Annotated in this window: 20 protein-coding genes and 1 pseudogene; 1 reads left to right on the plus strand and 20 read right to left on the minus strand. The window is 47.1% G+C overall.

The genetic code is table 11. The annotated features are described in order from the left end of the window. The 19 genes and pseudogenes from OCV66_RS12375 to OCV66_RS12460 form a co-directional block, all read right to left on the minus strand. Window positions 1–228, minus strand: a 228-nt coding sequence (locus OCV66_RS12375) for a hypothetical protein (protein ID WP_262564630.1), incomplete at its 3' end; no start/stop codon positions are given. 364 nt (window positions 229–592) lie between these two features. Continuing rightward, window positions 593–1,555 carry a flagellin gene (locus tag OCV66_RS12380; protein ID WP_054328424.1) on the minus strand — a complete coding sequence of 321 codons (963 nt, stop codon included), beginning with the start codon at window positions 1,553–1,555 and terminating at the stop codon, window positions 593–595. 710 nt (window positions 1,556–2,265) lie between these two features. Further along, the gene (locus OCV66_RS12385; RefSeq protein WP_243182504.1) at window positions 2,266–2,772 is read right to left on the minus strand and encodes a cytidylate kinase-like family protein; all 507 of its coding nucleotides are present in this window, start codon (window positions 2,770–2,772) and stop codon (window positions 2,266–2,268) included. Beyond that, complete coding sequence (locus OCV66_RS12390) at window positions 2,769–3,560, minus strand: MATE family efflux transporter (RefSeq protein WP_147574468.1); 792 nt, start codon at window positions 3,558–3,560, stop codon at window positions 2,769–2,771. The genes OCV66_RS12385 and OCV66_RS12390 overlap by 4 nt, the downstream gene beginning before the upstream one ends. Beyond that, window positions 3,518–3,730 carry a hypothetical protein gene (locus tag OCV66_RS12395; protein ID WP_054328422.1) on the minus strand — a complete coding sequence of 71 codons (213 nt, stop codon included), beginning with the start codon at window positions 3,728–3,730 and terminating at the stop codon, window positions 3,518–3,520. Before OCV66_RS12395 ends, OCV66_RS12390 begins: the two co-directional genes overlap by 43 nt. Next, window positions 3,727–4,095, minus strand: coding sequence for an MATE family efflux transporter (locus tag OCV66_RS12400; protein ID WP_186950442.1), 369 nt, complete (start codon window positions 4,093–4,095; stop codon window positions 3,727–3,729). The genes OCV66_RS12395 and OCV66_RS12400 overlap by 4 nt, the downstream gene beginning before the upstream one ends. Next, a complete protein-coding gene (locus tag OCV66_RS15655; protein ID WP_152959518.1) occupies window positions 4,088–4,453 on the minus strand; it encodes a MarR family winged helix-turn-helix transcriptional regulator in 366 nt (121 codons plus the stop codon). Before OCV66_RS15655 ends, OCV66_RS12400 begins: the two co-directional genes overlap by 8 nt. Next, window positions 4,401–4,526 (minus strand): hypothetical protein, encoded by a 126-nt coding sequence (locus OCV66_RS12405; RefSeq protein ID WP_256435240.1) that lies wholly within the window; start codon window positions 4,524–4,526, stop codon window positions 4,401–4,403. The genes OCV66_RS15655 and OCV66_RS12405 overlap by 53 nt, the downstream gene beginning before the upstream one ends. Before the next feature lie 202 nt (window positions 4,527–4,728). Beyond that, window positions 4,729–6,354 (minus strand): response regulator transcription factor, encoded by a 1,626-nt coding sequence (locus tag OCV66_RS12410; protein WP_186950440.1) that lies wholly within the window; start codon window positions 6,352–6,354, stop codon window positions 4,729–4,731. Next, window positions 6,329–8,119 carry a cache domain-containing sensor histidine kinase gene (locus tag OCV66_RS12415; RefSeq protein ID WP_054328416.1) on the minus strand — a complete coding sequence of 597 codons (1,791 nt, stop codon included), beginning with the start codon at window positions 8,117–8,119 and terminating at the stop codon, window positions 6,329–6,331. Before OCV66_RS12415 ends, OCV66_RS12410 begins: the two co-directional genes overlap by 26 nt. Before the next feature lie 74 nt (window positions 8,120–8,193). Beyond that, on the minus strand, window positions 8,194–8,910 hold the full coding sequence (locus tag OCV66_RS12420) for an ABC transporter ATP-binding protein (RefSeq protein ID WP_054328415.1): 717 nt from the start codon (window positions 8,908–8,910) through the stop codon (window positions 8,194–8,196). Continuing rightward, a complete protein-coding gene (locus OCV66_RS12425; RefSeq protein ID WP_147574471.1) occupies window positions 8,900–9,679 on the minus strand; it encodes an ABC transporter ATP-binding protein in 780 nt (259 codons plus the stop codon). The genes OCV66_RS12420 and OCV66_RS12425 overlap by 11 nt, the downstream gene beginning before the upstream one ends. Continuing rightward, complete coding sequence (locus OCV66_RS12430; RefSeq protein ID WP_054328414.1) at window positions 9,680–10,690, minus strand: branched-chain amino acid ABC transporter permease; 1,011 nt, start codon at window positions 10,688–10,690, stop codon at window positions 9,680–9,682. A gap of 14 nt (window positions 10,691–10,704) precedes the next feature. Continuing rightward, a complete protein-coding gene (locus OCV66_RS12435) occupies window positions 10,705–11,571 on the minus strand; it encodes a branched-chain amino acid ABC transporter permease (RefSeq protein ID WP_054328413.1) in 867 nt (288 codons plus the stop codon). A 77-nt stretch (window positions 11,572–11,648) separates the two neighbouring features. Further along, entirely contained in the window at window positions 11,649–12,812 is a 1,164-nt protein-coding gene (locus OCV66_RS12440) for an ABC transporter substrate-binding protein (protein ID WP_054328412.1), read from the minus strand. Between the two features lie 70 nt (window positions 12,813–12,882). After that, window positions 12,883–13,914, minus strand: a complete 1,032-nt coding sequence (locus OCV66_RS12445; protein ID WP_147574472.1) for a zinc-dependent alcohol dehydrogenase — start codon at window positions 13,912–13,914, stop codon at window positions 12,883–12,885. Then, the gene (locus OCV66_RS12450; protein WP_147574473.1) at window positions 13,911–14,663 is read right to left on the minus strand and encodes a sugar phosphate isomerase/epimerase family protein; all 753 of its coding nucleotides are present in this window, start codon (window positions 14,661–14,663) and stop codon (window positions 13,911–13,913) included. The genes OCV66_RS12445 and OCV66_RS12450 overlap by 4 nt, the downstream gene beginning before the upstream one ends. Before the next feature lie 629 nt (window positions 14,664–15,292). Next, window positions 15,293–15,715: a hypothetical protein gene (locus tag OCV66_RS12455; protein ID WP_242977942.1), complete on the minus strand. Its 423-nt coding sequence runs from the start codon at window positions 15,713–15,715 to the stop codon at window positions 15,293–15,295. 12 nt (window positions 15,716–15,727) lie between these two features. Next, a pseudogene (locus tag OCV66_RS12460) lies at window positions 15,728–15,937 on the minus strand (transposase); the annotation flags it as partial. Window positions 15,938–16,726: 789 nt separating this feature from the next. Here OCV66_RS12460 and OCV66_RS15660 point away from each other — a divergent pair. Further along, window positions 16,727–16,930 (plus strand): helix-turn-helix domain-containing protein, encoded by a 204-nt coding sequence (locus OCV66_RS15660; RefSeq protein ID WP_082397429.1) that lies wholly within the window; start codon window positions 16,727–16,729, stop codon window positions 16,928–16,930. A 58-nt stretch (window positions 16,931–16,988) separates the two neighbouring features. Here the strand turns inward: OCV66_RS15660 and OCV66_RS12470 are convergent, their stop codons facing one another. Continuing rightward, entirely contained in the window at window positions 16,989–17,240 is a 252-nt protein-coding gene (locus OCV66_RS12470; RefSeq protein ID WP_107631851.1) for a hypothetical protein, read from the minus strand. Window positions 17,241–17,893: the final 653 nt, after the last annotated feature.

A 17,893-nucleotide genomic window follows, 5' to 3' on the forward strand; every position in this document is an offset into this window, starting at 1 on the left:
GGAATTCTGGTTCGTCGCTGCCTGATTCTCTGCCACGGCAGCCTGCTCTACTGATGGCATGTCACTTACCGGAACCTGCCCGCTTGGCTGCAGCGATCCCGTTTGCGACGGCGCCCCCTGCTGCGGATAGCCAGCATTCCCTGCACCCGAAGCTATAGTTGGCGTACATCCCGCCAGCATTGCAGCCGCGCCAAACGCCATCATTGAGATCATTAATCCTTTTTTCATGTCCCAGACCCCCTTTCCTTTAGTACATCTGTAGTATATCGTGCTTTCATTAAAACTTCATTAAAAAAGTACATATTTTAGAAAAATTTTTCTGCTCCTATCAGGTTATGGAAAGCGGAACAAATTCTTATTAAATCCCGTTTTCAAAGGAAAAGACAAACAAAAAAACTGATTTTCTGCAGGAATAAGGACCAGGTTGTAATCAGAACAAAGGCGCGTTCCCGCAGAAAGACCCGCTCACGTTTACAACGCGGAGCGGGTCTTTCGTATTTAGTGATGACATCAACGCATAAGTTTTGCACAGAAAACGGAGCGCAGTATATTCACGCTGACCCGCCCCATTTTTCATAGAAGAAACCCAGGTTTACTGCAGGAGCTGGAGGACTCCCTGCGGCACCTGATTGGCCTGCGCAAGCATGGCCTGCGCGGACTGCACCAGAATGTTGTTCTTGGTGTAAGCCATCATCTCGTCAGCAACGTCGGTGTCGCGGATGGTGAATTCGGCGTCCTGGATGTTCTCGGTCATGACGGACAGGTTGTTCTGGGTGTGCTCCAGACGGTTCTGGGTTGCGCCCAGCGTACCGCGGATAGACGATACCGTGTTGATCGCGTTTTTGATGGCAGCCACTGCATTTTTAGCCCCAGCCTGCGTGGAAATATCAATATCCGTAAGCCCCAGCGCTGCAACATGGATATCTTGGATGGAAACTGCCATCTGGTTATAGCTGTCAGAGGTATCGCCAATCTGCAAAGTAAGGGCCTTGCCGGTAGTCGTAGCAGTTACTTTTGTGTTCGTTCCATCATTAATCGTCACGCCATTCTTGCCGGCTGCCGTCTTTAGGGTAGCCAGATCTTTAAAAGTACCGTCCGAGCCATCACTATCAGCTTTGAAAGTATATGTTGTCCCTTTGATCGTTACTGCATCACCAGCTTTAAACGTACCGCTGAGATTATAGCTTCCATCAGCCGCAGCTGTAATAGCCCCGCCATTTATAGTGCCGGAAATAGAGAGATTGACCGTAGCGCCATCCTGTAGAGAGCCGTCCAGTAACTTGATGCCGTTAAAGTTTGCGGAATCTGCGATACGGTCGATCTCGGTCTTCAACTCAGCCACTTCTTTTTGCAGATTATCTCTGTCAACTGCGTTGTCATAGGTGCCGTTCGAGGACTGGGTTGCAAGCTCGACCATACGGTTGAGCATGTCCTGCACTTCCTGCATCGCACCCTCACCGGTCTTTACCAGCGAGATATCGTCCTTTACGTTCTTCTGCGCGGTTTCCAGACCAGTGATCTGTGCGCGCATCTTCAGCGAAGTAGACGTAATCACGCAGGAGATTGACCAAATTTCTATTGTAATCCAGAATAATTCTGCGACCAGTGAGGAATCTGCGGCTGCTAGTTCAGAATTGTTTGCACAGGTAATCCAGTTGGAAGCGCAGACACAGAAATTCCAAGCAAAAGCCTGATAGGATAAGGACAGCGCGAAGAAATTTGAAAACGTGTAGAATCAGGGGGCAAGAGCTTGTTGTGATTCATTAGACAGGGCAGCTGAGGAGGGGAGGGCGTATGTTTGTCAAATAGATAGTTCAGCAAAAAGAGCACGAAAAAGTTAAGCAGGCAGCACCTGTTAATTTTATTTTACATAGTCATGAATATGTGTACAAAAAGGTGCTCAAACGCAAGATGATTGGTGCGTATCGTGTCTATGAGCGCCCATGGGTGGTACCCAAATGCAAAACATTCTGCGCTTATAAGAAAAAGCAAGAAAAAGGAGGTGTACCTCATAGCAATTTTAAGTTGTACTTGGGAAAACGAGCTACAGAAGAAATAGCTCTCCCCTCAGAATAGTGGACTATGAGAAGGCTAAAAGGCTCCTCATATATTGGATGGCGAACATGGTCAAAAAATCGAGCTTCTATTTGGAAGCCCGATTTCTGTTTATCTATCCAGCATTTTTACAATATAAGTCGTCAGCTCTTTCACAGAGAAGTTTGTCGTGTTAAGGCACAGGTCGTAGTTGAGCTTGTCGCTCCACACCTAGCCGGTGAAAAAGTTATAGTATTCCGCCCGCCCCTTGTTGATGGCTTGGATGCGGTGCTTCAGTCCATGATCTGTCAGTTCCCTACCTTCCTGTCCTTTCAACCGGCATCGCCTTATCTTGCTCTCCATATCAGAATAGGTAAAGATGCAATAGGGTTTCTGGTCTGCCAGAATATAGTCCGCACAGCGGCCCACGATCACGCAGTCCGACTTCTCCGCCAGCGCCCGGATGATTTTGCACTGCTCGGCAAAGCTCTTCCCCTGCTGGCGCAGCAGGCCGCCGGTGGGAAGGCGGAAGGTCACACCGTTGTCGATGGGGAACAACAGCACAGGGTTGCGCTCCATGCTGTGCTCCACCGTTTCTTCCATCAGCCCGGTTCGTTTAGAGAGTTCTGCAATGATCTCCCTGTCATAGTAGGCAATGTGCAGCGTCTCCGCAATGCGTCGGCCCAGCTCCCTACCGCCGCTGCCAAACTCCCGGCTTACTGTGATAATTCTGCTCATACGGATGCGCTCCTTTCCATCTTAGCTATATCGTGAATTAGATTGTGGTCAATCCTGTGTTTGACAAGGAACGCAATGCCCCAGGTAACGCACTGCGCCAGCGGGACCGAAAACCACACGCCCTGTAAGCCCAGCGCTGGGATGTTCGGCAGCACCAGCAGGAACAGCAGGATACATACCGGCTCGGCATAGACCAACAGGTACGACAGTATGCTCTTCTCCGTGGCGTACCGGAAAGCCGTGGTGATACGGACATAGGACAGTAGAACCAGAACAATCAGGAAAAACGGCAGATAGAACGATACGCTCCCGTTGGTTTCCACAGAGGCTCCAAACAGGATGCCCACATGATTCTGGGCCAGGAAGAACACCGCAAAGCACCCGATTCCAATCGTAGCAGCGGTTAAGTAGTCGTATTTCCGCATCTGCTTCATGGTGGGCAGGTTGTCCTCACTGAAAAAGCGGCTGATGAGCGGCTGGCTCCCGTCGCCCACACCTTGCAAAAGCAGATAGGCAATGGCCGCGACATAGGCGATGCACCCGTATACGGCCACCACCTGCTCGCCGTCATAGATCATCAAGAACCGGTTCATCAGGATGGTGGTAATCTGCGGGGAGAAGGTCAACCCCAAAGGGGCAACCGCCACTTTCAAAACAAACTCGAAAAGTGAAAATAGAGTTTTCGCCTGCGGTGCAGAAAAGCCAATTCTCTTTTTCACTAGGTAGAAAATCGCTGCCAGCATAGTCACGGCCTGTCCGATGATCGTATCCCATGCTGCGCCGGCCATACCTTGCCCAAGACCCTACACGAACACATAATGTTGGTGAAGAAGCCTGCCATCATGCAGGCCATGGCAAAGGTTGCGCCGCCTAGATTGCGGATGAACGGGACAAGGCCGGTGGCAAAGATCTGGAACACTGTACACAGTGCAATTACCCAGACATACTCCACAGTCATCTGTAAAAGTTCGCTTTTCGCCCCAGCAGACAGAGCAGCGGCATCAAAAATACCAGCATCAGCGCCATCAGTGCAACACTGGCCAGACCCAGCAGGAACGCCGTACTGGTAAAACACTCTTTTACTTTCCCCTGCTTCTTCTGCCCGCGCAGGATGGTAAACCGGATGGTATCGGACAGGCCGATGCCCGTCCCCACCGCCTGCATAAACGCGGAGATGGAAAAGCCCAGGTTGATGGCGGCCAGACCCATATCTCCCAAGCTACGCCCCACGAAAAAGCCGTCCACAATCGTGTAAATCCTCGAAAGGGCAAACGCTATCACGGACGGGAACACAAACTGAAAAAACATACGCCAGTTATTCATCTGTGTCGGAACTCCCATCTCGGAATAAGGTGATAAACAGGGCAAGGCTGTCATTTAGGGTGCGCATCCGTTCCAGCCCCATACGCTTCATAGCATACAGTTCCATATCATGCAATTTCTTAACGATAGTATCAGCAAGTTCCCGCCCTGTCTGAGTCAGGTGGATCTGCTTGTTCCGCTTATCTTCTGGGACGTGAACCAGTTCAATGTATCCCCGCACCTCAAATCCCTGTAAGAATGTATGAACCGTCTGCTTCAGGATTATCCATCTCTGGCCGATAGACTTGGAGGTACATGCTTTCTCATCATGGATCGAGTACAGCGCCAGGACGCTGTTCAGGGATAGCCCATTCCTCATAAATCGCATTGGTCTCCCGCCAGAGGGAATAATACCGCCGCAACTGCTCCAGCATCTGTCCCTCCTGTTTCATCAGGCTCCTCACTCCCTAATGCAGAATGGTACGGATACAAACTATTGTCAAACCGATGTCTGTCAAGAGCGCGTTAAAAATGGAGCGGCGGTGTTGCCGACCGCACTTTTATTTGTTAAACACCATTGAATATATTGTGTTACCAAAAATACGACCACCTTGGAGATTCGTTCTCCTAAATGGCCGTATTCTTTATTTTAAATTAATGCGCAAGTCGCAGGATATCGCAACCAGATTCTTGCATTCGTTTTCGATATTCAGACGGCGAACATCCTATGTGCCGTTTGAATATCGTGCTGAAATAAGTCGGATTCTCATAACCACACATATAACCAATTTCATATGACCGATATTTACTTTCCCGCAATAGTTGCTTTGCACGATTTAGCCGCGTTTCGGTCAGATAACTCACAAACGATTGAGCTAATTCCTGCTTGAACAATGCACTCAAGTAAGTAGGAGAGATCCCAACCGCCAATGCTACTATATCGAGTGATATTTTGGCGTCTGCATAATGCTCGCGAATATATAATTTGGCCCGTTTAACCGCATCCTGTCCCCCTGCAACATTCTTTTCGACGAAATCACACACTTGATCAATAATGTATGTCAAAGCATCCATCATGCCGTCAAGAGACTGTCTCGTCATCAGATGACTATATTCCTTCATCGGTTCGGGCAGTATGCTCTGTACCGGACAATGTATCTCAGTCAGAATGCTGAGCATTTCACTGTAAATGAATCCTACTATCATGCTGGTATACAAATAAGAATTGTGTGTATTCTGTCGAATGTTCTTCGTTATGTCTATCAAGCATGCGTGTATTTTTTCTTTATTAAAACTTGTCAGTGTATGTACAATTGTCTTCATGTCAAATTCATGTGGGAGCGGAGAGTTAAACGGCTTTGGCTCGATCTCCTCTACCTGCGTATCACGCCCATTCCCCATTAAGAATACGCGATCTACGAATTTAAGAGTTTCCTCGTACACAGCCTTACTGTTCTGTATTCCACCACAGATGATGGATGAAGAAATGGTTGTGTAGGAAACCTGTGTGACAGCCGCCCGTAGCCGATAAACATAGGATCGCATATTAAATTCTAAACCTTCTATCTGATTCCCCAGAAACAGCACAAAGTACAGACCGTTTTCTTTTTCTACAATACACATATTTTTTTCGCTTTGTGAAATCAGTATCTCCTCCAGCTCACTTGTAAGGCGAAAAAAGCTTTCTTCATCCTTGTCCCTGATTAGCCAATCGAAATTATCAATCTGAATCAGTATGCCTGCACAGCAGTTTGCCGTATTCCATTCTGCCGGCACGTGTTCCCTCAGCTGTCTCACGTTGATTTTTCCGGCGAGGAAACGCCGAAGTGCATGCTGGCATTGCCACATGCTATCTGCCGCTGCCTGCAAATGCAACCGCTTCACTTCATTGTTGCGCCCATGTATTTGATCTAATTCCTGAACAAGTTTGGTTAATACGCTGCACAATTCGGATATATCTACGGGCTTCAACAAGTACTCGGAAACACCTAACTGTAAAGCCGTGCGCGCATATTCAAATTCTTCGTGTCCAGTCAAAATAACAATCCGACAGTCAGGATTATGTCGGCGAAGCACCCGAATCATTTCCAAGCCATCCATGCACGGCATTCGAATATCTGTAATTACAATTTCGAACTGATTCTCCGCAGCGCACGATAGCGCTTTCTGCCCATCTTCAACTACCACCTCCAAAGCGAGTCCGAGAGACTCCCAAGGAACCGCTCGACGTATTCCTTCGCGAATAATTTCCTCATCATCTGCGAGCAGTACTGGATACATTCTCATTTCCTCCTAATTTTAGCGGCAGGTGAAGACGAACTGAAGTCCCTATCCCCAATTCACTCACGATCTCTATACCGTATTCCTCACCTGCCAGGATATGTATACGATCGCATATATTTCCCAGGCCATAACTCTCTGATGGATATTTCCGACCATACTTCAATAATTTTCCCAACTGTTGAAGCTGATTCTGCGGAATACCCACACCGTCATCCCGCACTTCCAGGAGAATAGTATCCTCCTGTTGAAGTGCATTAATGAATAGTCGGCATTTTCTCCTTGCAGGTTTGATGCCGTGATATAGTGCATTTTCCACCAGCGGCTGCAGTATCAGCTTGGGCACCATACATCCAGAAATGCTATGGTCCAGATAAACTGTATACTCGAATTCTCTGCTATAACGTATTTTCTGAATTTTAAGATAACTTTCCACATGAGCGATTTCGCATTCGACCGGAATCAAATCGCACCCTCCACTAAGGCCAATTCGGAAGAATTTCGTTAATGCAGTCACCATGTCATCTGCCTTCTTATTCTCCCCCTCCCAGATCAACCACTTTACGGAATCAAGCGTATTATATAGAAAATGTGGGTTAATCTGCGCCTGAAGTGCCTTGAATTCTGCCCATCTAAACCGCTCCTGTTCTTGCCGCACAGTATGAAGCAATTCTTTGATATGCAGAGTCATTTTTTTCATGCTAACTGCCAAAGCACCTATTTCATCGTCACGCACGACAAAAAGCGGTGTGTCAAAATCACCTTTCTCCACTTGGCCAACGAATTGCATCATCGAGTGAATAGGTCGCAGTTCATAGGCGCGCAGCAGGCGCGATACCAGAAGATTAATTAAACATGCAATTAATGCAATCCAAAGCAGTATTTTTAATATCTGACGGCTGTTCTGCCGAATAAAATTCTTATGTACTAATCCGGTTAAAGTCCATCCGCTTTCCGGCAGACGGCTGGAAAGGATAAAAAAATGTGCATTGTCATGAATCTCAGTTTCTTCACCAATTACCGTCCCGCGGATAAACTCAGAAACTGTCTCTCTTTGTCCATCGTCTTCCATTTGTTCCATCAATACGTTTCCACTGCGATCCATCAAAAATACATTCCCATTCTCTCCAAGGTACACATTCACCATTTTTCGGATCGTTTCCAACCGAATATCCACTATAATTATGCCGCATGGCAGACCAGTGCTTTTGTCCGTAAGAGAAGCGGCTGCGCTCAATACCCCCGCCCCCATATTGTTTACAATCATGGAGCCTGTCGGGCAAAGCCTCCATTTCACATCTGAATGGTTCCGCGCTTGCCGATAAAAATCGGCCGGCAATTCCAACTCTTCGTGAATGGAATAATAGCGCGACTTCGCCACCATACCATTGTCCAAAATCAAATATACCCCATAAATATTTTTATAATATTCGCCCAACTGTTTTAACCGAAGATTCAGCGATATCTGCACATCTTCGGTATTATTTTCGGAATTAAACACGCGGTTAATATGATGCTGAATCGTATCGTCCCTGATGACCAAATCGATCATACTCTTCGCATCTGTGAGCAGTTGATCCAGATCAAGCGCCACATTACTGACAATCTGCGCTGATAGCTGCAACGCGCTGTTATTCATCCTCATATCCGATGCACGATAAACGGTCATGCCTGCCGCCGATAGCGGCAACAACATCATCAATGTAAAGTACAGTGCCAGTCTCCGTCCCAGAGAATAGCGAAAAAAGCTTCGAATTCTATTCATTGCCAGCCTCCTGAAAAAAGGCGCAAGACCGGACCGCAAAAGCGGTTCGGTCTGCGTGATTCGGTATCAGTTGGTTACTCTTCCCCCAAGTACATTTTACGCACTTTATCATTATTAAGCAACCGCCGTCCGGTGTCAGTAAGCGTGATATTCCCTGTTTCCATAACATAGCCGCGATCAGCTATCGCCAAAGCCATACTGGCATTTTGTTCGACCAGTAAAATTGTTGTGCCCATTTTCTGAAGTCGCGGGATGATATTGAAAATTTCATCGATAAAAATTGGTGCAAGACCCATTGACGGTTCATCTAGGATGAGTAGTTTCGGATTAGAGATCAGTCCACGCACCATTGCAAGCATCTCCTGTTCACCGCCTGACAGTGTACCAGCCGTCTGCCAAATGCGTTCTTTCAGACGCGGAAAAACCTCAAACCATTTTTCAATATCGCTTTGCATACGCTGATTATCTTTTTTCAGAAAGGCTCCCATCTCTATATTTTCCATAACGGTCAACTTGGGGAACACATGGCGAGATTCCAACACTTGCGCAATGCCGTATTTGGCAACTTTGTAGGCCGGCAAGCCAGCGATACTTTTGCCCTCAAAGCGAATCTCTCCCTTACTCGGCTTCAAAATGCCTGAGATGCAACGCAGTAGTGTCGTCTTACCGGCGCCGTTTGCGCCGATCAACGCAACAATCTCATTTTCATTTACTTCCAAGCTGACACCCTTGAGCGACTGAATCGCACCGTATTTGTGCTCCAAATTACAAATTTCCAGCTTATTTGGCACGGGCGACTCCTCCTTTCCCCAAGTATGCCTCTATTACCTGCTGATTTTTCTGAATATCCGCCGGAGGCCCCTCCGCGATTTTTGATCCGTGATCCAGCACGGTTATTTCATCAGACAGACTCATCGCCAATTTCATATCGTGCTCAATCATGAGCACAGTAATTCCTTGCTGGCTGATTGCGCGGATGATTTGTATCAAATCCTTTTTTTCCGTTGAATTCATGCCAGCTGAGGCTTCATCCAACATCATCAGTTTAGGAGCACTCGCCAGACCACGGACGATCTCAAGCAGGCGCTGTTCACCATAAGGTAAATTGCAGGCCAGCTCGCCTGCGCGATGGGTAAGGTTTACAAAATCGAGCAACTCATATGCACGTTCAACCATCTTTTGCTCTTCCTGACGTTCTTTCTTTGTCCGAAGAATTGCAGATACAAGGCCAGATTTTGTACGGCAGTGTTGCCCAACGATAACATTTTCCAATACACTCATGGTCGAGAACAAGCTGATATGCTGAAATGTACGAGCAATACCAAGCTCGTTAATTGCGTATCTTTCATTACCGTTAATTTGTTTACCCTCAAGAAATACATTACCTTCCGTAGGCTGATATACTCCCGATATTACATTAAAGCATGTGGTTTTACCTGAGCCATTTGGACCAAGCAAACCATGAATTTCACCTTTAGAAACGCTCATGTCCAATTCATTAATTGCTTTCAGACCACCAAACTTCATTGTAACATGGTTAACCTTTAATAGTTCCTCCATTTACTCCACCCCCTGCTTGCTTGTGGCATTTCGCACAGGAACCTTATGAAACAGAAAATAAAAACGGTTATATACCGTTCCTGCAATACCATTCGGCATAAAAAAGAGTACAAAAATAATCAGCGCACCATAGATCAGCATCTGATATGTACCGAACTGCTGCAGAAATTCTGTAATTGCTATTACAAGCGCAGAACCGATTAAGGGCCCACAGAGGGTACCCATGCCGCCGACAAGCAACATCACAAGAAACATACTCGACTGGTCTGCCGAGAAGGTCTCTGGACTGATAAAACGCACCATATGTGCGTAAACCGCACCGCCGATACCGGCGTAAAACGCTGCAACAGTAAAAGCCAACGCTTTATAATGTGACAGTTTCATACCAAATGCCTCACTGGCATCTGGATTACATTTGATTGCCTGCATCGCCCGTCCAACGCGCGAATCTATAATCCGACGTTTAACCAACAGACTGAGAAGTACCAGTGCAAGCACAAAATATAAATATCTCGCGTTGGTATTCAGCTTGAAATCGAACAAAGTAACCGAAGGGATACCACCGATTCCATTTGCACCGCCGGTCAGTTGCGTCGGGCCATTGATTGCCAACAGACGAACAATTTCCCCAAATCCAATTGTTACCATTGCGAGAAAGTGGTGTACAAGTTTTGAGCAAGGGAGTGCCAGAATATAGCCAATTGCCGCTGCAAAGATACCGCCGATCAGCATTGCCAGCAGAACCGGCACGCCTGTTTTACTAAGGATAGCGCTGAAATACGCTCCAATCGCATAAAACCCTGCCTGCCCAAGTGAAATCTGTCCGGAATAGCCAAACAGGACGTCAAAGCCAGTATTGACAATAATATAGATGCCCAGCGTACAGAGAATCAGATGCATATATATCGCTTCACGGAACAAAACCGGATAAATCATCACCAATGCAGGCAGTACGGCTCCAATCGTGCGTTGTGTTTTCACATTGGACAGGGCTTTCATAATATGATTCATTTTTTACCCTCCCCTTAATCCGCTTTCACTTTCAAAATACCATGAGGCATGACGAATAGAACAACAATCAGCACACCGAAGGAAATGATATCCTTAAAAGACGAAGAAAGATAGCCTGCTGCCATCGTCTCTACAACACCGACGATCAGACCACCAATAATTGCGCCATACATATTGCCATAGCCGCCCAGAACAGCCGCTGCAAATCCTTTTGTCGAAAGGATCGCACCCATCTTTGGATATACGCCGTAGATCGGTGCCAAAAGGATACCTGCGATCGCACTAAGTACGGCAGCAAGCGCCCACGCCATACCGACCGTGAACGGTACATTGATGCCCACAACACCCGCTGCCATCGGATCCTGTGCTGCGGCGCGCAGACTTGTACCCATACGGGTCTTGTTCATAAACAAATGTAGTAAAATCATACAAACGATCGTGACCAACATGATCACGAGCTGCTGAGGTGAAATAGATACTACTCCGATTTGATATGGAAATTCTCCAAATACAGACGGAAAATTTTTAACATCAGTACCCCATACAATCATGGCAAAATTTTTCAGAAAAATAGATAGGCCAATCGTAGCGATAACAATATGTATTTGACCGGCACCTCGTTTGAGAAGCGGACTGATCATACTTCGTTCCATCAACATACCGAAAACGAACATAATTGCAATCGCAATGAATACTGCAAAAATAAACGGAATTTTACATCCAACATAAATAGTGAATGCAACGTAAGCGCCCAGCATGAATATCTCGCCCTGCACAAAGCTCATCAATCCGGAAGCGCTGTAAATCAGGCTATATCCAAGGCCGATCAGCGCATAGATACAGCCAACGGCTATTCCCCCGACCAACAACTGCAAAAACATAAGCTTACTCCTTTATTTCTTGTAAGCAGCGGCCAGCTCAGGCTATCGAACCGGCCGCTCTATTCGTTTCCGATTGTTTATTCAGCTTCCCAGTACTTACCGTCTTCAATCCTGAAAATACGCATTACATCAATTCCCTCGCCGTTGCCTCCCTTATAGGAGAATGTGCCAGCCAGACCAACATAGCCATCGATGTCATTATACGCATCGCGCAACTCCTGGCCATGATCTGCGCCAGAGTCCTCCATCGCAACCGCAATCATATTTATACCGTCATAGGCGCGGCAGGCGTTATCCGAAGCTGGAGCAGCGCCAAATTCAGCAATATAGTCTTCGAGAAACACCCTCATATTCTCGTCCTGCGCTTCTTCCGGATCCTCATAGATCAGATACTGCGCTGCGAAGCATACTCCATTGGCCGTATCACCTGCAACGTTAAGAATCTCCGGCATAGAATAACCTTCCGGACCTAAAATCGTACCCGAGAAGCCGGACTGACGCAGTTGCTTCGTAACCGCTCCCATATCATCGGACAAACACCATACTAGCACCGCATCCGGAGAGGCCGCATTGATTTTCGCAAACTGCCCAGTAAAATCACGATCACCGTTTGCCATCGTTTCCGCTGCAACGAACTCAATGTCATAATCCGCACAGGCTGCTTTGAAGGCATCCGCACCAGAAGTACCGTACTCGTCATTGCTTGTAAATGTCGCGATTTTCTTCAGCCCTTCGTCATTAGCATATTGCGCAAGCTGCTTACTTGCAGTATTCGCATTAGCAATCGAGCGGAACAGATAGGTATATCCCTGTTGAAGCCATGTTGGTGACGTACCCCCACTAACGAGCAAAGTCTGAGATTCTTCGACCACCGGCGCTGCTGCCTGCACATTAGCGCTGTGCAGCGAACCAAAAATCGCATTGACTTTGTCCACCTGTACCAGTTTGGTTGCCGCCTTTACCGCTTCCTCCGGAGACGACTTATCATCATATGATACAATCTCGACTTGACAGCCTAAGATGCCTCCCTTTTCATTCAACTGGTTAACCGCTAATTGAGCACCATTAAGCGCCGCTTGCCCCAGTTGCGCTGACCCGCCTGTCAAAGGTCCGAAATAACCAATCTTGATAGTATCATTCGAAGAACCCTCGCTACTCTGGGTATCGTTATTATTCCCACAACCTATAAGCAATCCCAGTATCATCGTTCCGCATAACAGCCAGCTTAATGTCCGTTTCATCAGTAACTCTCCTTTTCTGTCAACTTTGTTCTTTTTCTCTTTCTTTTTTGTATTGTATTCTGCACTATTTTTACGGGAGCAATTCGACCTTCATCAGACCTGGTTCCGCGTTATGAAGCCGCTTGAGCCATTCATCGCCCTCTTCCAAAGGAACAGTTGCACTAATCATACGGTCCACATTAATTTTTCCAGACGCAATCAGTGACAGACAGACGTCATACTCACCTGCGGAAGCACAGGAACCATAAAGAGTAATCTGCGAGGTGACGACGCTCTGCAGATTCATTTTCACCTCACGTGATACATTACCGACAAGAACCACTCCGCCGCCGTTTTTCGTACAGGACAGTGCAGTATCAAACGTTGCCGGTATACCCACTGCCTCAAAGGTAACATCCGCGCCGCGCCCTTCAGTCAGTTCAAGAACCCGTTGGCGGGTGTTCTCTTGTTTTGTGTTAATTGTTGCTTGTGCACCAAGCTCTTTTGCCATGGCCAGTTTGCCGTCATCCATATCCAGTGCAATAATCTGCGTACAGCCGGAAACGTTGAGCACCTGAATAAGCATTAGTCCGATCGTCCCGCAACCGACAACCACTGCTCTATCGCCCAAGTGAATCGGCGACTGTGCAACTGCATGCACCGCGATTGACAGCGGCTCGACCATCGCAGCCTGCTGATAGGAAACCGTATTTGGTATATGATATAGAATCCTTTCTGGCACTGCAATATATTGCGCCATAGCACCGTCGCGGCTATATTCCGCGCAATGGACGCCGAGTACGCGACGATGCATGCACAGATTCACCATGCCTTTACGGCAATAATAACATGAACCACAGTACTCTGTTGAATCGAACGTGACTCGGTCGCCCGGTTTGTACCGTGTCACACGCTCTCCAATACATTCGATCATTCCAGCTGCCTCGTGCCCCATAATGATCGGTGGTTGACGGCGACCACTCGACCCGTCATAGCCATGAACATCACTACCGCAGATTGCGCAGGCCTTTACGCGAACCAACACCTCATCCGCTCCATAGTCCGGTGTTTTCACTTCGCGCATCTCGGCCAATCCGTTTTCTATTACTACTAACGCTTTCATAACGCCTCCTCCCATGCGCTTCGAACAAATTCTACGGCCTTACGGATACCATCATATCCTGTTCCGCTTGCTTCTTCTATGCAGACCAACCCATTAAAGCCTTGCTGTTTCAGATACGCCAATATCTCTTTGTTCGGGGTCACGCCAGTACCGATAACAACCGGAGCAAATTTACCCAACTCTGCCATATCTGAAATATGGACTGTCGCCACATCGGGATATATTTTTTTTAGAATGGGAATTGGGTCCAAGCCCAGTGCCGTCACATTGCCAGTGTCAAAATTCAGTTTTACACCGCTTCCTTTAATTTTCAGGGCAATTTCGAGGAAAATATCGATTGGAAAGCTGAAATCGGCATACTCCCATACCGTTGGCTTGAAATGATTTTCATAAACCAGTGTTACGCCAAATTTAGCGGCCGTAACCGCGGCGCGGCGCAGCATTTCTACTGCCCAACGAATGCCTTCTTCGCGGCTAGTTTCCAGATGAGCTTGTCCCGCCAGCACGCGAACATATTGCAACCTCAGTTCTGAACACATTGCGATATCCCGCCTCAAGTATTCCAGTTCGCGTTCGCGCTGCAAAGCGTCCGGATGTGTGAAGTCTGGGTAGGCGGATGCCATCGCTATCGGAATACCGATTTCATCAATCAACCTGTTTACACGGTTCAGATAAACTGGCGTGTGTTCTTTCAGCATAACTGTACTGATATCTGCCGCATCCAGCCCCAGCCGCTTGGCGTTTTTCATCCAATCATGAAGCGTAATTTCACCTGATACTATTTTTTCATACAACGATACAGGTAAAACACTAATGGTCCTATGTCAAGATTTAGCACCAGTTAAAAAGAGAAGTTAATCCTCAACTTAACTTACTAAGAACAGTTTGTCTGTGTTTGCTCATAAAGTAATTCAAAGTCATTTGGCGACATGAGTGGATACGTTTGGTATTGTAAAAAGCTTCGATGTACTCGAATACCAGACGATACGCCTACCGGTAATCCTGTATTTTAAACCGGTTCAGCCATTCCCGTTTGACAAGCGCGTGAAACGATTCGATGCATGCATTATCCCACGGAAAAGCCTTTTTCGAGTAGCTGCGCTGCATTTTTGCAGTAGCTTCTCGCTATGCCTGGGATACATACTGGCTTCCTCTGTCACTGTGGATGATTAACGATAGTTCTGTGCTGCGTCTGGCTTTCGCTTTACCAATGGTGTCAATCACACAGGATACCTCTCAAATCTGACTGAGTGTCCAAGCAATAATCTTTCAGGAAAACAGATCTATAATGCTTGTCAGATAGACAAAGCCTTTGTTTGTCAAGATATATGTAATATCGCTACACCATACCGCATTTGGACGATCAGGAGTAAACTGTTCATTCAGGATATTTTGAAGTTCGTTGTTGAAATCGAAATCTATGGTAGTGATCGTCCACGGTTTCACCCATTTGGCCTTGATCCCCATTTCCTTCATATATTTCCCAACAGTACGTTCTACGTTCTGGGATGATCTCTCCATTCTGACGCAACTTTCTGGTGATTTGGGGAGTTCTGTAGTTTTGCTTGGATTCATCATGAATATCCTGTATTTTGGCTTTTATGTATTCCCTGCGCTTTTCCGTATCGGTAGGGGTATGTTTCAACCATGAACGGTATCCAGACCGCGAAACGCCTAAATAGTTCAGCATTCCGGAAACGGAAACCCGGCGATCCTGTTTTCTGGCAGCTTCCGTCTTTTCAGAAACCTCTATATAAATGGCTTCTGTTATTTTCCCAAAATGCTGATAACTTTTTAGCACATCGAGTGTGTCCTAGGCATCACGAAGCTCACGTTTCAAATGGGCAATCTCTTTCTGCTCATCAGAAGCGTAATTACCGGAGCCATGAATAGGGATATTTCCAGACTCCCTGAAATTCTTCAGCCATTTCGTCAGAGTGCTGTCACCTACACCGAGATTCTGAGCACAGCCACGAACACTAAGTTCTTTATGATCAAGATAGTACTGGACTGAATCCAGTTTAAACCGTTTGTCATGCTGCTTTGCATAATGAGATCCTCTTTCAAGACTATACTTCTATTGTATCATCTATTGCTTATTGGGAATTTGCTCATTTTGACTTGTACTATTTTTATTCTATCAGCAGCGTGCCTCTGAATGAGCACTGGACGGATGACATCGAAAAGGACTTCCGCAATCGGCAGAAGAAAGGACGGCAGTGATCTGTTGTCAAGACAAATGAAGGGCGGAGGTCACACCTTTGTCTTGGAATAAAATTAGGCCATCACTTCAGCTTGGTGCCGGTCTGGACAGCGCTTGTTTAATCCCCTTTAGTTTGGAAGCATTGGGGAAGGCGAGCAAACGATAGCTGAAGTCGTTCAAACTATGTACTATGAGGGATATGATTTCACGCATTTCTGTTCCATGTCTATCCCTGCGATGCTTGTGGAGGCTATTGTTCGATTGGGCTATGCTGTCAAGCGTATCAAGGAAAGGCACACCGTTTAGGATTTCATTTTATTTTCCTTGAATAGAGCGAAGTACACAAAGTTGCTAACTATGTTGTTTATAGGCTATGCGGGAGCAGGGACAGCGAATAAAGGCAAGGCATATTTTCCTCGAATCCAGTTTCTATCAATTATCTGCAGCAGATCGCTTTCGCAAAAGACTCGTATAGACAATTCAAGTGGATTTTACTTGAAAAGCCAGCTCTGGCGAGATGCCTATGTACGAGGAAAAAGCAGCAAAGAACTTGATTGTGTGTTTGCGGAAGAAGAAAAAAACTTTGTTATCGTTACCTTGGTGATGGTTATGAATCTCAGAATCCGAGACTTGCGTGAAGATGCTGACCTGACGCAAAAGCAGATCTCAGAAATTATTTTGTGCGATCAATCCCTTTATTCCAAGTACGAGCGCGGGGAACGTGTATTGCCGTTCGATCTGGCAGTCAAATTAGCCGACTATTATCAGGTATCGCTGGACTATCTGTTCGGCCGTAGCAACAAACGAAAGTAAATACATAACAAAGCGGTACGGAGCATCCCGTACCGCTTTGTTATTTCGCTTGTAACAGTCACACCCCGACCCGCGCTTTTGTCGGCAGCGTACCCCGCTGCCGCAGCACCGGCTGCTGAAAATCCCACGCGATAATACGCACCGGCGCTTCCGGGTCAGGCTCCTGCGCGAGATACTCCAGCAGTTCCATCCATTGCCCATGAAGAAGGGATAGTGTAATGCCTGCCTTTTCTTCCTCCTGCTCTTCCATCTGCGCAATGGTAACGCACCAGCCCTTCCGGTCAAAGTGCTGCACAAGGGCTTGTGCCAACCCATCCAACGGCAGCAGGATTGCGTTGTCCTCCCATGTAATATGGAGTTCATCTTCATATGCCGGAGTGAACGTGGAGCCTTTTTCAGCGCCCAGAGCGAATATTCCAGAATGTCTGCGATCGCTTCGGGCGTTTCGACGAGGATCACTTTCTCAAACGACATCATTGCCCCGACCAGCCGCACGGCGGCGTTTTTCTCGCCGTTGGGATTGAGCCGTTGGTTGCCGTTCCCGAAGTGGTACACCAGATGGAGAAAACGTTCTTCATCATAGATGCAGCCGACAAACCGGGAATATTTCAGGCTGTCTGTGCTGCGGACAGCCTGTCGTTCCTGTTCGCGCTTAATCTGTAAGGATGTCTGATACTTGCGCCTGCAAAGCAGGACGAAGAACAGCCGCGCCTCGTTGGTGCGGCTGCGCCGAACCGCCTTTTCGATGCTGTGCGTGCCCGTCGGCTTGTCCCAGATGAAAGCGTTCGACTTCCTACGGTCTTTTTGCCTCAAGCGGCAATAGGCTTCAAATCCGGAATCTGTAACGAAAAAGCTCTTGTGCCCTGGTGCCTTGACAACTTCCAGATACCCCGCGCGGCATAGCTTCTGAAACGCATCCTGTGTGCGCGCATAATTGCTTCCGAGCAATTTGGGCGCATGGTA

This window comes from Agathobaculum ammoniilyticum (assembly GCF_025567315.1).
Taxonomy (GTDB): Bacteria; Bacillota; Clostridia; order Oscillospirales; family Butyricicoccaceae; genus Agathobaculum; species Agathobaculum ammoniilyticum.

Excerpts from the sequence above, each read along its gene's own strand:
- OCV66_RS12385 (WP_243182504.1), bottom strand. The coding sequence starts at position 2,772 with ATGAGCAGAATTATCACAGTAAGCCGGGAGTTTGGCAGCGGCGGTAGG.
- OCV66_RS12390 (WP_147574468.1), bottom strand. The coding sequence starts at position 3,560 with ATGGCCGGCGCAGCATGGGATACGATCATCGGACAGGCCGTGACTATG.
- OCV66_RS12395 (WP_054328422.1), bottom strand. The coding sequence starts at position 3,730 with ATGACTGTGGAGTATGTCTGGGTAATTGCACTGTGTACAGTGTTCCAG.
- OCV66_RS12400 (WP_186950442.1), bottom strand. The coding sequence starts at position 4,095 with ATGAATAACTGGCGTATGTTTTTTCAGTTTGTGTTCCCGTCCGTGATA.
- OCV66_RS15655 (WP_152959518.1), bottom strand. The coding sequence starts at position 4,453 with ATGAGGAATGGGCTATCCCTGAACAGCGTCCTGGCGCTGTACTCGATC.
- OCV66_RS12405 (WP_256435240.1), bottom strand. The coding sequence starts at position 4,526 with ATGAAACAGGAGGGACAGATGCTGGAGCAGTTGCGGCGGTATTATTCC.
- OCV66_RS12410 (WP_186950440.1), bottom strand. The coding sequence starts at position 6,354 with ATGTATCCAGTACTGCTCGCAGATGATGAGGAAATTATTCGCGAAGGA.
- OCV66_RS12415 (WP_054328416.1), bottom strand. The coding sequence starts at position 8,119 with ATGAATAGAATTCGAAGCTTTTTTCGCTATTCTCTGGGACGGAGACTG.
- OCV66_RS12425 (WP_147574471.1), bottom strand. The coding sequence starts at position 9,679 with ATGGAGGAACTATTAAAGGTTAACCATGTTACAATGAAGTTTGGTGGT.
- OCV66_RS12430 (WP_054328414.1), bottom strand. The coding sequence starts at position 10,690 with ATGAATCATATTATGAAAGCCCTGTCCAATGTGAAAACACAACGCACG.
- OCV66_RS12435 (WP_054328413.1), bottom strand. The coding sequence starts at position 11,571 with ATGTTTTTGCAGTTGTTGGTCGGGGGAATAGCCGTTGGCTGTATCTAT.
- OCV66_RS12440 (WP_054328412.1), bottom strand. The coding sequence starts at position 12,812 with ATGAAACGGACATTAAGCTGGCTGTTATGCGGAACGATGATACTGGGA.
- OCV66_RS12445 (WP_147574472.1), bottom strand. The coding sequence starts at position 13,914 with ATGAAAGCGTTAGTAGTAATAGAAAACGGATTGGCCGAGATGCGCGAA.
- OCV66_RS12450 (WP_147574473.1), bottom strand. The coding sequence starts at position 14,663 with ATGAAAAACGCCAAGCGGCTGGGGCTGGATGCGGCAGATATCAGTACA.
- OCV66_RS15660 (WP_082397429.1), top strand. The coding sequence starts at position 16,727 with ATGAATCTCAGAATCCGAGACTTGCGTGAAGATGCTGACCTGACGCAA.